Genomic DNA, 12984 nt, shown 5'->3' with positions numbered 1-12984 from the left:
GGTTATTCTTTGTAACGTAGGTATAACAAAAAGGAATAGTGAATATGGCTTCTTCTGCACCATCGCGACGTTTAGCTTTACTGCTGCTGGCATCGACATTTGCGACGCCAGCGGCTTGGGCACATGCGCACCTGACGCATCAGTATCCAGCGGCGAATGCTGCCGTTACGGCCTCGCCACAGGCGCTGACCCTGAACTTTTCTGAAGGGATTGAGCCAGGGTTCAGCGGCGCAACCATTACTGGCCCTCAGCAAGAGCTCATCAAAACGCGCCCGGCAAAGCGAAATGAACAGGATAAAACGCAGTTGATTATCCCGCTTGAGCAGCCGTTAAAATCTGGCGCTTACACGGTAGACTGGCACGTTGTGTCGGTGGATGGACATAAAACAAAAGGGAAATACACCTTCAGCGTGAAATAAATGATGCTGACATTCGTCTGGATAACTCTCCGATTTATTCATTTTGCTAGTGTGATGCTGGTCTACGGCTGCGCGCTTTACGGCGCCTGGCTGGCACCCGCATCAATTCGTCGTTTAATGACGCGTCGATTTTTACATCTGCAACGACATGCCACCGCCTGGAGCGTTATCAGCGCGGCTTTTATGCTGGCGATTCAGGGCGGACTGATGGGCGGCGGCTGGCCCGATGTTTTTTCCGTCTCGGTGTGGGGCGCGGTGCTGCAAACCCGCTTTGGCGCGGTCTGGATATGGCAAATTATCCTCGCGCTGGTCACGCTGGCGGTGGTAGTCATTGCGCCGGTAAAAATGCAACGACGGCTTCTTATTCTAACCGTTGCTCAGTTTATCCTGCTGGCAGGCGTTGGACATGCGACGATGCGCGACGGTGTAGCGGGAACATTACAGCAGATTAACCATGCCCTGCATTTACTCTGTGCCGCAGCCTGGTTTGGTGGGCTGTTGCCAGTGGTTTATTGTATGCGCATGGCTCAGGGACGCTGGCGTCAACATGCTATTAGCGCCATGATGCGTTTTTCTCGTTATGGTCACTTTTTTGTGGCGGGCGTATTGCTCACAGGCATTGGCAACACGCTATTTATCACGGGATTTACCGCTATCTGGCAGACCACCTATGGACAGTTGCTTTTGTTAAAATGTGCGCTGGTGGTGCTTATGGTAGCAATTGCGCTGACGAATCGGTATGTTCTCGTACCACGTATGCGACAGGAAAATCCCCGGACTGACCTATGGTTTGTCAGGATGACGCAAATTGAATGGGGAGTTGGAGGCATAGTTCTGTCGATCGTCAGCCTGTTTGCAACCCTCGAACCTTTCTGATGGACTGGCATAACGAATGAAAAAAATACTCCTTCCGGCGCTTCTGCTGGCCACTTCGGGCGTAGCGTTGGCGGCGCCGCAGGTGATTACCGTAAGTCGTTTTGAAGTAGGAAAAGACAAGTGGGCGTTTAATCGGGAAGAGGTCATGTTGACCTGTCGGCCTGGCAAGGCGCTCTATGTGATCAACCCCAGTACGCTGGTGCAGTATCCCTTGAATGCCATTGCCGAACAGCAAGTAGCGGAGGGTAAAACGCGCGCTCAGCCTATTGCCGTCATTCAAATCGATAACCCGGCGAAGCCCGGTGAGAAAATGAGTCTGGCGCCGTTTATCGAACGTGCGCAAAAGCTTTGTGATCCATCCAATAGCTGACTGATTTTTAATAAAAAACCGTAAACCTTCACGAAAAGGCTTACGGTTTTTTTATCTCTGATGACAGACAATACGCCAGGTTTTTTCAATCACCTTCGTCACAAACTGGAAAACCTGGCGTCGTCATCTATTCTTAAAGGGCAAGGCGATTTAGCCTGCATTAATGCCAACTTTTAGCGCACGGCTCTCTCCCAAGAGCCATTTCCCTGGACCGAATACAGGAATCGTATTCGGTCTCTTTTTATTTAGATTATAAATCAATGGGTTATGTGTTTCCCCTCGAAATTCCTCGAAATTTCCTCGAATTTCTGTATTCCGGTCTTTTTGGTTATATCACATCCAAATCCAGTTTAACATTTCTTTTACAACAAAATCAGAGCATCACGTAAGCTTTATTATCGCGTTCATCGAGATAGAGTTTCGTGGTGTTCTCTGAGGTGTGGCCCAGGAGTTTTTGAGCGAATTCCTCGCCGAGTTCGTCTTTGTATAGCCGCCCGGGCAGGCTACGGATCTCGTGAAATGTCGGTGGGTTATCACTAAATTTAGCGCCTGAAATTTTTCTGGCTTTTACAAATTTCTTTGTCAGCCCATCCGGGTGAATATTCCCGGTCGGGCTATTTTTCCTGATTCCTGCACTGATCATGAAATCGGTTTTGCTTACCAGCCGGCAGCGATCGATAACCGTTCCCGGACGTAACCCTGGCGCCTGAAGTGTCAGGGAGAGGGGAATGGCTATTTTCATTCCGGTTTTAATCTGAGTTACGTATAAGCGGTTGTCAAAATCATCACTAAATTTCATATTTACGATATCCTCCCTACGTTGACCAGTAACCAGCGCGAGATCCATCGCAAGAGGAAACCACACAGGCAGATGTTCTGCCGCCGTCCGCGTGGCGTTATAGGTTTCCAGTTGCAGGCGTTCCCTGGCAACCTTAATTTCAGGTGCTCGGGTTGACTCAACCGGATTTGTTGTTATTCTTCCTTCCACAATTGCCTCACGAAAATTATTCATCGGTAACCGTAAACCGGATGAGTTGCTAAATGCTGTGGAGCGGTATTTCAGGGAGAAGGCCATCACAGCCAGTGTTAACGACCAGACCACAGGGATTATCACCGGTATCGGAGATGATCCGGAACTGAGTTCGTTGTATCTGGACTGTTCACTGTTACCGCAGACACAAAATATCCAGGAGCATTACCGTATCGTCGCGCAGGTCTGGAGTGCTGGTGAAGGCAGTAATGTTTCAGTAATGGTGACAGGCACTGCCGGACTGGATATTGCCGACGGTAGCGCCACATACCGGATTACCGTCAAACTGTACCGATATTGCCCCTCCTGATATTCCGGCCAGTCATATTGCTGTATTTGACCCTGAAACCGAAACGTGGAGTCTAAACGAAGACCATCACGGCGAAACAGTGTACGACACGCAAACCAGCAACCCGATTTATATTTCAAAACCCGGCCCGTTACCGGAGAACACCACCACACAGGCCCCCACATCACCAATAGATAAATTTGAAAACGGTCAGTGGGTGGCTGACCTTGCGACCGCACTCGGTCAGAAATACGCTGAGATTAATGCGTGGCGTAATGCGTAGGAAAACGGTAACTATCCGTTCACACTGAATGATCACCACTGGGACTGCGGTAAAGCGTCGCAGGACCGACTGTCGCCAGTAACGGCGGTGGCAAAACAGGGAACGCTACCACCAGGATTCTTCTGGACGGATGCAGATAACATCGATGTGCCAATGAGCGCAGACGAACTGATTAAACTCGAAGCCACTATGCAACAAAACATGGTACTGGTGGGTTTTAAAATCCACGAACGCCAGCGGCAGATGAAGGACGAAGTGAACAGTCTCACCAACGCACAGGCTGTACTGGGTTACGTGTTGGCTGGCCGGAAAACCGTTAAGGAATGTATTATGAGCTGCTTCACAACCCCGGCCATTCTTGAAATGCCTGGCCACTACCTCTGGCGTGTACATGAATCTTTTGAATTTTACCTCAGCGACGACAACAGCGACGTAATCAGCGTACCAGCCGGATTTGTAACTGATCTCGCCACTGTGCCATGCATCTTCTGGTCAGTCATGCCGCCAGACGGCAAATACGCTAAAGCGGCAATAATCCACGACTACCTTTACAACAATGCGCTGCGCACGAAAAAAGAAGCCAATTTGATATTCCTGGACGGAATGACCGTGCTTGGCGCGCCGAAGTGGAAACGGATTGAGATGTATCTGGCGGTCAGGTGATTTGGCAGGGGAATGTATGGGAAAGAACGTAAATACTGTGAATGATTTGCCACAGATGACGAGATTAAACGGCTGGAAGCATGGGAACTCTACAGCGTAATGGTAAACAGGGTGGATACATCTGCCTCTCCTGGCCGGATAAACCAGCCAGTCTGTAGTCGTTACTGTGGTGCTTTAATTATCCATGTATCACAAATTACTTGTTTACACGGTAATTAATCACCCAGGTTAATAAAAGGTTGTTTCGTTTACCAGCATATTTTACCCACTGGTAGTTCTGGGATTGATATACCTGCCGGCCAGATTTTACACCACGGAAAGGAAATGCCCGGGAATCCTTTATTACCGCTTTCAGTGGCCATTGCAGATGAAGAAAATGTTATGGCTGATATAGCAAAAACCAGCGCTAACAATACACTGTTAAATTTATTCATAATATTATCCACATAGTTGAGAGTTATGCTGCCTTCTTAACTTTTACCGCAATCCTTTTACCAGGATAAAGCAGAGGCGAAAATTTTTCTTGTCTGTCTACTGATTGTTAAGCAAGTATTTACTTTGAAATGGAATAATAAGTGTAGTAATTTCATTCTCTACAGAAAATTTACTTGTATCTGAATGAACTCGTGTAGATACCAGAACCAAATTAACGCCTAAAAAACTGCAAGTTAGTAGTATTACTGTGGTAATGCAGACCATCTGATTACTGTGAAGGTGGCCTCATCTGAAACGCCTGTTAAATCCAGCGTTTTAAGCTTCCTGATATAAGCCATCCATTTAGCCTGGCTGGCTTTATCGTCGTCACATCTTTCACCCCGCGCCAGTTCTGTTCGTCAGTCGGCAATGGTGCTTGTCAAAACTTTGTGGCGGCTACTCTGGATTTATCTGCCACTTTCTGGCAAGTATGATTCTGTTTTCATCAGATAACCAGCTATTTACAGCATCAAGAAGATACTGATTATCCTTCGCCATCATATAGACTTTATTACCGGCAGTGTCGGGGAGGATACTCCTGGTTGATACGCAGAAGACGCCTGGCTCTTTGTTCTGGTAATAAGTACCTTCGAGCAAGTCGGTAAACATGACATCAGCGCTGCGTTCACGAATCCTCTGCAGAGTGGCATCATTATCTTTTTCGCGAATAACATCTGCATACCTGATATGCTTGTCAACATAGTCCAGATTTGTACCACCTGGATTAACAACAATCCGCACGCCCTTACGGTCAATATCTTCAAGAGATTTGAAGTCATTAATCCTGTTACATTGCGTCAGCGCTATTTTCCCATTTTTAAGTACCGGAGAAGAAAGTGCGAACTGTTTTCTTCTGCCGGGAGTTTCTGTAATCCCTCCCATTGCAATATCAAATTTGTCTGCTGCCAGGTCAGTTGACAGTGTAGGCCAACTGCTAGGTACAAACAGGATATTCAGGTGCAGAGCTTTGCCCAGTGAATATCCATATCAATATCAAAACCGATTAATTTATTTTGTTTGTTGTGAAATGCGAGGGGAGCATAGTCACCAGGCACCCCCACACGTAACTCTTTGCTTTCTTTAATCTCCTGCCAGGGTTTTGCCATCGCGGAATGAATACCTGAAAGTGACAACAAGATAACAAACATAAAATATACTTTTTTCATTACTCTTACCCTAATGTTTGATCAGTAGACTACAGATGAGATTGTCTTCTCTCCATTGCACCGGTAACCTATACTGGGCAGGGAATCCAATAATAGTGGTATATTAAACGGGAGATCCTCTCGCCACGATATACTATCCGCTATGAAGACCTGCTTCGGGTTAAGTGACAGCTTCAATTAAATTTTCACCCTGATTTTTCACATTTCTGATGTGATGGATTACCGCAGTCACGTTGTTTGCAAGAGCGTGCCTTGGTAGGCTGCCTGCTGTTTAGTCAGAACTGACTGTAATCGTGTTTATAGGTCGTACAGTTCACTATTGTGATGTAACGTCGTATGTTGATCAGCAGATCGTATGCTGACGATTTCAAAAGTACATAATTAAGTACATTTTTATATGTCACTTTTGTTTAATTCTATTTAATTCAGTTAGTTGAGTTTTTGCTTTCGTAATCGTTATTAAATAATAATCACAGGAACAATGGGCGCAGCCGGGCGCCTCATTAGGGCCGGAGTACCGTGACAGCAGGTAGCGATTATTTATGATGTTGGCGTTTCGACGTTGTACAGAAAATTTCCGGCGAGTAACATGCCTTTGATGCCATTCATGGGAAAATAACACTCCTTTAATCAGCCATAAGAGTTAATTATATAAACTTAAATGGATTTGTTAATTGAATTTCATCAAGATTAACTCTATATAAAAGATTTATTGTCTTTGTTATGGCGTCTATATATTCTGCGCTATTCATTATAGCAGTGTATTTATCGTATGCTTCGAAGCAATGATTTTCATTGATATATTCACTGCTATTGTTTTTATAAATTTCATATGACTCTTCCTTTTTGAAAATGCGCGCATCCAGCCAAGGGTCAAGTATATATTCCGATATTCCTTTTGAATCAGTAAAAGTCAAAAAAACGACCACATGATTCCCTCCTGACGCGCTATTATACATAAGGGATGTGCTTATTCTGGCATCAAATACATTATTTTTCGAAAATCCTATTCCGGTTAGTCTTTGTGGTATATATTTTGCAATAATCGCACCTAAAATTAGCGACATATCAGCACAGTTCCCTGTGTTATATTTTATTGAATCAATGGAAGAATATATTAGACTCAGAGATATTGGGTTTTCTGGTCTTTCAGCCATAGCTCTGTCAAAAGAGTTTGCTTTTATAGTTTGCAGAAATTTCTTGTGATGTTCTCTTTGTAAATTAAGAGCGTCGTATTTTTCCTGCGTATCAATTTTAAGCCTGTCAATTTGCATAGCATCATAACTGTCCGATTTCTTTATTATTGTTCTGACAAAAACGGTACATTCTGAAGCAGCATTAATAATACAGGAGGATAAATCAACTGAAGTACTCTGTTGGTTGTTACAGGCGCTCACTCCAGTTGTGTCGAATTTTTCTGTAGCTACATGTCCAACATTTATAATCAATTACATTTCCCTATATTCAAAATTAAGCGATATTCTTATGTCACGACAACCTAACAGGGACTGACTACAAAGATCTTTAAAGAAACGTTCATTATTGTATCTATTGATGAACTCCCTTCAGATTTAGAGGTTGTGCCCATGGTCGAAAAGCTCCTCTACGCTCATATACTTAACTTATCGGGGACATGGTAGGTTAGGATGTGAAAACACAGGGACAGTTACTGTCACTGCGAAGGCAGCAATAAGGAGGCCTATCCTGTACGAACTGTGGAAAACTATATCTTGTTCACGATCACCTGCATCGTTGACGATGCGCGATCCTGGAGGTTTGACGACTGCCCGGTATGATCGGTGCCGCAGCCACGTCGTATGCAGGAACGGCCTGCGGCAAACTGGCGATCGTTCGATAGTGCGAATATTGAATGGTTGCCAGTCGCGGCGGATTCTACTGGTTAAGAATGGCTAATCAATGTGTTTAATCTGAAACCAGGCATCTGTTCAACTTTTCGTGATCGCTTTTGTTGGCATCACTATTAAGCCTTCGTCTACATGGGCATTTGGCATCGGGAGGCCACCAGTGGAAGAGGTCGAGTGATATATTGGGCAGTGAGTTTGATTGGTCGGGGGATTTATACGCAAAATGGTTCGAAATATGTCCGAATTAAAACGTAAAAAGTGATAACTAATTGAATCTATTAGAATCAAAAATAACGTATTCTAATCGTTAAAATCACTTAATTAATATGTAACATTATGAATTTAAAGAGAAAGATCAATTGTTGCCGTAAACAGGAATTGTATTCGGTCTCTTTTTATTTTTCTTATAAATAAGCTACTTACAATTAACGATCCGAAATTTTCCGAACTTCTGTATTCCGGTCTTTTTGGTTATATCACATCCAAATCCAGTTTAACATTTCTTTTACAGCAAAATCAGAGCATCACGTAAGCTTTATTATCGCGTTCATCGAGATAGAGTTTCGTGGTGTTCTCTGAGGTGTGGCCCAGGAGTTTTTGGGCGAACACCTCGCCGTGCTCGTTTTTGTACAACCGCCCGGCCAGACTTCGGATCTCGTGAAATGTCGGTGGATTATTGCTGAAGTTAACGCCGGAGGCTTTTCTTGCTTTTACAAATGTCTTTGTCAATCCATCCGGATGAATATTCCCGGTCGGGCTATTTTTCCTGATTCCTGCACTGATCATGAAATCAGTTCGGCTTACCAGTCGGCAGCGATCGATTAAGGCGGGCAACGGCATAGACATGAGTAACCTGTGCATCTTCGTTCTCACCCGGACGGTGTACCAGCTTCTCTTCCAGACCAAACTCGAAGCTGAAATCGTCACCTTCGCGGACGACGCGCGCGGAAAGACTTGCAATCTGTCCGGAACGGCGGGCAAGGTCGATCATTCCCCGGTAGCCAATAATTAACTGAACGTTTTTTTTTGCCTGACTTTTCGTTTCTGTTTCCGAACGGTAGCAGATAGGCATGACCGAGCGCGCCGCCGGGTTCCAGCCCAAGCTGGGAACACTGAACGATGGCGCTGACAAAACTCATGGTGTCACAGTCACCCAGCGCCGGAACTTTTCGGATTTCCGTTGTGGCTACCGCCGGTACGCCGTCAACTTGCAGCGCCGCGCCATCCGGCAGGGCCAACCCCGGCACAACTGATGATGGAAGAATTCAGACGGCGTAAGGCGGCGGGAAGGCTTTAACAGGGGGGGACTTATGAGCAGAAATTACACACCGGCGCAGAAAGCTGAAATACAGAAGCGCCTGACGGAACTGATACGAACACACGGTCGGATGACGTTTGGAGAGCTGCGGAAGATAACAGGGTTAACCATTTTTACAGCCCGCCACTACCTGGAAAAGGCGGAAAGTTGTGGGGATCTGTATCAGGCCGGGAGAAGCGGTATTTTTCCTTCGGAACAGGTTTTCCTGCTTTGGAAGCAGAAACGTGAAGATGCCAGGATTACCCGCTTTCTGAAAACGCCGGAAGGTGTCGTGAGTTCCTACGACCGGACCAGAAACGTTATCTGTACGGAGTGCCGGAACAGCGTGACGATGCAAAGGGGACTGGCATTTTATCCGGGACATTACCGGGAGGCGGAATCTGCATGAAAATCGAATAATATAACTTTGCAGAGGTAGTGAATATCGTAATCACCCGTTCGGCATTTGAATTCCGTGAGCACAGTCGTGTTGTGAATGTCGCCTTGTTCACAACACCAGGAATATTCCACTGTCAACTGGTTGTCTGCGGCTGGACATAATTTTATCTGATATTCAGGCTGTACCAGCGCAAAGGTTCCGTGAGTCCGACTGTCTTTTTTGCTTCCAAATATTCAGTTTTAATTATCTGAGTATGGCAAGGTGATCATCTGTATCAAACACCGGGCAACTGGTTTTACTTTACCCAACGATTACGTCCCTGTTGTTTAGCCCGATAAAGGGCCTCGTCCGCTCTGGCAATAATGCCGGTAACAGTGTCACCGGCTGTGGAAAGGGTGATGCCCATGCTGACGGTGACCGTTTCGCTAACCGCAGATGCTGCATGCGGCAGTGCGGTTTCACGCAGGTTTGTCTGAATACGTTGAGCAACCAGTGCTGCTTCATTCAGCGACGAAGAAGGCAGCACAACGACAAACTCCTCGCCCCCGTAACGTGCCACCAGGTCTGCCGGAGTACGAATCGACCTCTTCACTACACAGGCCACCTTTGCCAGACAGGCATCGCCAGCCTGGTGACCATAATGGTCGTTATAGTTTTTGAAATAGTCCACATCGAGCATGATCAGTGCAAACGGCTCCGTCTGGCGGAGAGCATCCCCAAGAAAACTTTCCATTGAACGTCGATTAGCGGTTCCGGTCAGTGCATCCTGGTGAGCCATAACGTCGAGACGCGCGATAAGCATCCGGTTTTCCTGGTAACGCAACCAGGCTTCATCAAACCAGCGCTGCAGGATAAAGCGACCATAAATGAGTATGGCGGTAAGAGTAAGCCAGACTAATAAAAACCGGATATTCACATACTGGTTAAGCCGCACACTGGCCAGTAGGGCGGTCAGCCATAACGGGACGATGAAAAGTAGCAACGCTGGCAGATGATAATAAAGCGCAGCCAGCGCGGTAAGCATAAGGATGACACTGAGAGGCCAGGCAAAAGGCAGCTGCCACCAGACAATAAAACAGTAGCTACAATAGCTCCACATCAGACTGAGAATCAGCAGCATCACCAGACAAAGAGGAGTAAATCTGGTCGGAAGGCGGTAAATGAAAAGGAGCATCAGGAACGAAAAAACAATAATACTGCCCATAATATCGTCTATTAAAGGCAGTATTCCAGTCTGTGCACTGATCGACTTGTCAAAGTCACTGATGAGTATGTGGCGAAATAAAATGATAAGCGCAAAGCTGATATTCACAAATGTGAACCACGGAATACTTACACGTAGCGCTTGCCTGACCATATCTTTATGATCCTGCCATACCCTTCCAGCACTGGAGGTACGGCGCCAGTCGTCCGAATCCTGCCCCATCCTTAATCGCCTCATATAATGAATAATTACTATCCAGTGTAGTGCGGAGATACTTCACGGTGAAAAATGGAAAAGCTATCAGGCCAGGCTGCATTTTTGGCTGATGAGATGATTTTTGCTCCACAGTGACGAACTTATAGTCACAATTCCTGTAGTAGGGAGGAGAATTATAGTGTCTCCCGGAAACTGGAAGCGAGCTTACCCCACTTACTAAAAGAGGATGTAACTGGCAGACGTAAAACACGATTTATTTGTATCCATAAATAGCGAAATGTAACGTTTTGGTTATATTTAAAAGAGAGAAAATGGTCAGCAATAACTTTAATTGTTTGAATTAACAGATAATTAATCGACCAGGCTGAGTGTTACAGAATATTTTTACATGAGGGGTACAAATGAGACTTAAGTTGATCGTTAAAAGTTTTGTGCTGGCGGGGCTACTCTCTTCCTCTGCGCTGACACCTTTATTTGCACAGGAAGCCCCAAAAGGTGCCACTGCTTCAACCAGGCAATCTAACAATGCGCTTTATAACCAACTTCCTTTCTCTGATAACACCGATTTCACGAATGCCCATAAAGGCTTTATTGCTGATTTACCTGAAGAGGTGATTAAGGGAGAGCAAGGGAATGTCATCTGGAATCCACAGCAGTACGCTTTCATAAAAGAAGGGGAAAAATCTCCTGACACTGTTAACCCTAGTCTGTGGCGTCAGTCCCAACTAATCAATATCAGTGGCTTGTTTGAAGTAACAGACGGCGTCTACCAGATTCGTAACCTTGATTTATCCAACATGACGATTATCGAAGGTAAAGAGGGGATTACGGTTGTCGATCCGCTGGTTTCTGCGGAAACAGCCAAAGCCGGTATGGATTTGTATTTCAAAAACCGTGGCAATAAGCCTGTTGTCGCCATCATTTATACTCATAGCCATGTTGACCACTATGGCGGTGTGCGTGGCGTTGTCGATGAAGCGGACGTGAAATCCGGCAAGGTGAAAGTGTATGCGCCTGCTGGCTTTATGGAGGCAGCAGTAGCCGAGAATATTATGGCCGGCAACGTGATGAGCCGCCGTGCCAGCTATATGTATGGCAACCTCCTGAAACCAGATGCCTCCGGCCAGGTTGGCGCTGGACTGGGGACGACCACCTCTGCGGGGACGGTGACACTGATTGCGCCCACTAATATCATTGATAAAGACGGCCAGAAAGAAGTGATTGATGGCCTGACTTACGACTTTATGCTGGTCCCTGGTTCGGAAGCCCCTTCGGAAATGCTGTGGTTCATCGAAGAGAAGAAACTCATCGAAGCCGCAGAGGACGTCACTCACACCCTGCATAACACTTACTCGCTACGCGGCGCAAAAATTCGTGAGCCGTTGCCGTGGTCGAAATATATCAACGAAGCTATAGTGCGTTGGGGTGACAAAGCTGAAATTATTATGGCCCAGCACCACTGGCCGACCTGGGGTAACGAGAATGTTGTTGGTCTGCTGAAAAGCCAGCGAGACCTGTATCGTTATATCAATGACCAGACTCTGCGTATGGCCAATGAAGGTCTGACTCGCGACGAAATAGCGGCCAACTTCAAACTACCGGATAGCCTGGCAAAAACCTGGGCCAACCGCGGCTATTACGGCTCCATCAGCCATGACGTAAAAGCAACGTATGTGCTGTATCTCGGTTGGTTCGATGGCAATCCGGCAACCCTTGATGAGCTGCCACCCGAAGAAGCGGCTAAGAAATTTGTTGAATACATGGGCGGTGCCGATGCGATTCTTCAGAAAGCCAAAGCAGACTTTGACCAGGGGAACTACCGTTGGGTTGCTCAGGTGGTGAGTAAGGTCGTGTTTGCCGATCCAAATAACCAGAATGCACGTAACCTTGAAGCCGATGCGCTGGAACAATTGGGGTATCAGGCTGAATCTGGTCCATGGCGTAACTTCTACCTGACCGGTGCGCAGGAGCTGCGTAACGGTGTGGTTAAAGGTCCGACGCCAAATACAGCAAGTCCGGATACCGTTCGGGCAATGCCCCCTGAAATGTTCTTCGATTTCCTGGCTGTACATATCAACGGTGAAAAAGCGGGTAATGCCCGGGCGGTGTTTAATATTGACCTTGGCAGCGACGGCGGAAAGTACAAGCTTGAGCTGGAAAATGGCGTGCTGAACCACACGGCTAATGCTGAAGCGAAAGACGCTGATGCCACGATTACTCTGAACCGTGACACGCTGAATAAAATTATCCTGAAGGAAGAAACCCTGAAGCAGGCTCAAGATAAAGGAGAAGTCAACGTTACCGGTAATGCTGCGAAACTGGATGAGATGCTGGGCTATATGGACAAGTTTGAGTTCTGGTTCAATATAGTTACACCATAAATAGATTCCCTGCGGCGTCAATGCTGCAGGGAAGTTACTTCAGACAATTCT

9 protein-coding genes and 11 pseudogenes are annotated in these 12984 nt (G+C 46.3%); 12 read left to right on the top strand and 8 right to left on the bottom strand.

Annotation, left to right across the window (positions count from 1 at the left end; genetic code table 11):
* The first annotated feature begins 44 nt into the window (after positions 1-44).
* Genes yobA through ACLJRU_RS02640 form a run of 3 tightly spaced genes read left to right on the top strand, consistent with a single transcriptional unit; the run spans position 45 to position 1665 of the window.
* The gene (yobA, locus tag ACLJRU_RS02650; RefSeq protein WP_000168393.1) at positions 45-419 is read left to right on the top strand and encodes a CopC domain-containing protein YobA; all 375 of its coding nucleotides are present in this window, start codon (positions 45-47) and stop codon (positions 417-419) included.
* Positions 420-1295 (top strand): copper homeostasis membrane protein CopD, encoded by an 876-nt coding sequence (gene copD, locus ACLJRU_RS02645; RefSeq protein ID WP_001540235.1) that lies wholly within the window; start codon positions 420-422, stop codon positions 1293-1295.
* Positions 1296-1311: 16 nt separating this feature from the next.
* Complete coding sequence (locus tag ACLJRU_RS02640) at positions 1312-1665, top strand: YebY family protein (protein WP_038394002.1); 354 nt, start codon at positions 1312-1314, stop codon at positions 1663-1665.
* Between the two features lie 373 nt (positions 1666-2038).
* On the opposite strand, the pseudogene ACLJRU_RS02635 reads toward ACLJRU_RS02640, so the two are convergent.
* Positions 2039-2668 (bottom strand): annotated as a pseudogene (locus ACLJRU_RS02635) (tyrosine-type recombinase/integrase); the annotation flags it as partial.
* Positions 2669-2672: 4 nt separating this feature from the next.
* Between ACLJRU_RS02635 and ACLJRU_RS02630 the strand changes: the two are divergent.
* The 5 genes and pseudogenes from ACLJRU_RS02630 to ACLJRU_RS02610 all read left to right on the top strand — a co-directional run.
* Positions 2673-2957 (top strand): annotated as a pseudogene (locus ACLJRU_RS02630) (hypothetical protein); the annotation flags it as partial.
* Positions 2953-3157, top strand: a pseudogene (locus ACLJRU_RS02625) (phage tail protein); the annotation flags it as partial. The pseudogenes ACLJRU_RS02630 and ACLJRU_RS02625, both read left to right, overlap by 5 nt.
* Positions 3158-3291: 134 nt before the next feature.
* A pseudogene (locus ACLJRU_RS02620) lies at positions 3292-3492 on the top strand (DUF4376 domain-containing protein); the annotation flags it as partial.
* A 105-nt stretch (positions 3493-3597) separates the two neighbouring features.
* Entirely contained in the window at positions 3598-3930 is a 333-nt protein-coding gene (locus ACLJRU_RS02615; RefSeq protein ID WP_031606598.1) for a DUF1353 domain-containing protein, read from the top strand.
* 48 nt (positions 3931-3978) lie between these two features.
* A pseudogene (locus ACLJRU_RS02610) lies at positions 3979-4088 on the top strand (tail fiber assembly protein); the annotation flags it as partial.
* Positions 4089-4178: 90 nt separating this feature from the next.
* Here the strand turns inward: ACLJRU_RS02610 and ACLJRU_RS02605 are convergent.
* The 3 genes and pseudogenes from ACLJRU_RS02605 to ACLJRU_RS02595 all read right to left on the bottom strand — a co-directional run bounded on the left by ACLJRU_RS02605 (position 4179) and on the right by ACLJRU_RS02595 (position 5570).
* Positions 4179-4364 (bottom strand): PagK family vesicle-borne virulence factor, encoded by a 186-nt coding sequence (locus ACLJRU_RS02605; RefSeq protein WP_012218702.1) that lies wholly within the window; start codon positions 4362-4364, stop codon positions 4179-4181.
* A gap of 243 nt (positions 4365-4607) precedes the next feature.
* Positions 4608-4784: pseudogene (locus ACLJRU_RS02600) on the bottom strand (tail fiber assembly protein); the annotation flags it as partial.
* A gap of 16 nt (positions 4785-4800) precedes the next feature.
* Positions 4801-5570: pseudogene (locus tag ACLJRU_RS02595) on the bottom strand (transporter substrate-binding domain-containing protein).
* A 476-nt stretch (positions 5571-6046) separates the two neighbouring features.
* Between ACLJRU_RS02595 and ACLJRU_RS02590 the strand changes: the two are divergent.
* Positions 6047-6189: pseudogene (locus ACLJRU_RS02590) on the top strand (helix-turn-helix domain-containing protein); the annotation flags it as partial.
* A 28-nt stretch (positions 6190-6217) separates the two neighbouring features.
* Here the strand turns inward: ACLJRU_RS02590 and ACLJRU_RS02585 are convergent.
* From ACLJRU_RS02585 to ACLJRU_RS02575, 3 genes and pseudogenes are all read right to left on the bottom strand, one after another.
* Positions 6218-7018 (bottom strand): hypothetical protein, encoded by an 801-nt coding sequence (locus ACLJRU_RS02585; protein ID WP_001536069.1) that lies wholly within the window; start codon positions 7016-7018, stop codon positions 6218-6220.
* A 933-nt stretch (positions 7019-7951) separates the two neighbouring features.
* Positions 7952-8269, bottom strand: a pseudogene (locus ACLJRU_RS02580) (tyrosine-type recombinase/integrase); the annotation flags it as partial.
* Positions 8226-8673: pseudogene (locus tag ACLJRU_RS02575) on the bottom strand (recombinase RecT). The pseudogenes ACLJRU_RS02575 and ACLJRU_RS02580, both read right to left, overlap by 44 nt.
* Here ACLJRU_RS02575 and ACLJRU_RS02570 point away from each other — a divergent pair.
* Positions 8622-8732, top strand: a pseudogene (locus ACLJRU_RS02570) (replication protein); the annotation flags it as partial. The pseudogenes ACLJRU_RS02575 and ACLJRU_RS02570 overlap by 52 nt on opposite strands.
* Positions 8733-8745: 13 nt before the next feature.
* Positions 8746-9141: a DUF977 family protein gene (locus ACLJRU_RS02565; RefSeq protein ID WP_000089408.1), complete on the top strand. Its 396-nt coding sequence runs from the start codon at positions 8746-8748 to the stop codon at positions 9139-9141.
* Positions 9142-9427: 286 nt separating this feature from the next.
* On the opposite strand, the gene ACLJRU_RS02560 is transcribed toward ACLJRU_RS02565, so the two are convergent.
* Positions 9428-10558, bottom strand: a complete 1131-nt coding sequence (locus tag ACLJRU_RS02560) for a GGDEF domain-containing protein (RefSeq protein ID WP_000529518.1) — start codon at positions 10556-10558, stop codon at positions 9428-9430.
* A 395-nt stretch (positions 10559-10953) separates the two neighbouring features.
* Here ACLJRU_RS02560 and ACLJRU_RS02555 point away from each other — a divergent pair, with 395 nt between their 5' ends.
* Positions 10954-12933, top strand: coding sequence for an alkyl/aryl-sulfatase (locus tag ACLJRU_RS02555; protein ID WP_023235011.1), 1980 nt, complete (start codon positions 10954-10956; stop codon positions 12931-12933).
* The last annotated feature ends 51 nt before the right edge of the window (positions 12934-12984 follow it).

Source organism: Salmonella sp. SAL00653, assembly GCF_046552515.1.
In the GTDB taxonomy this organism is placed as follows: domain Bacteria; phylum Pseudomonadota; class Gammaproteobacteria; order Enterobacterales; family Enterobacteriaceae; genus Salmonella; species Salmonella enterica.
Note: the sequence above shows the minus strand (reverse complement) of the source record. Positions and strands in the feature narration are given on the sequence as shown.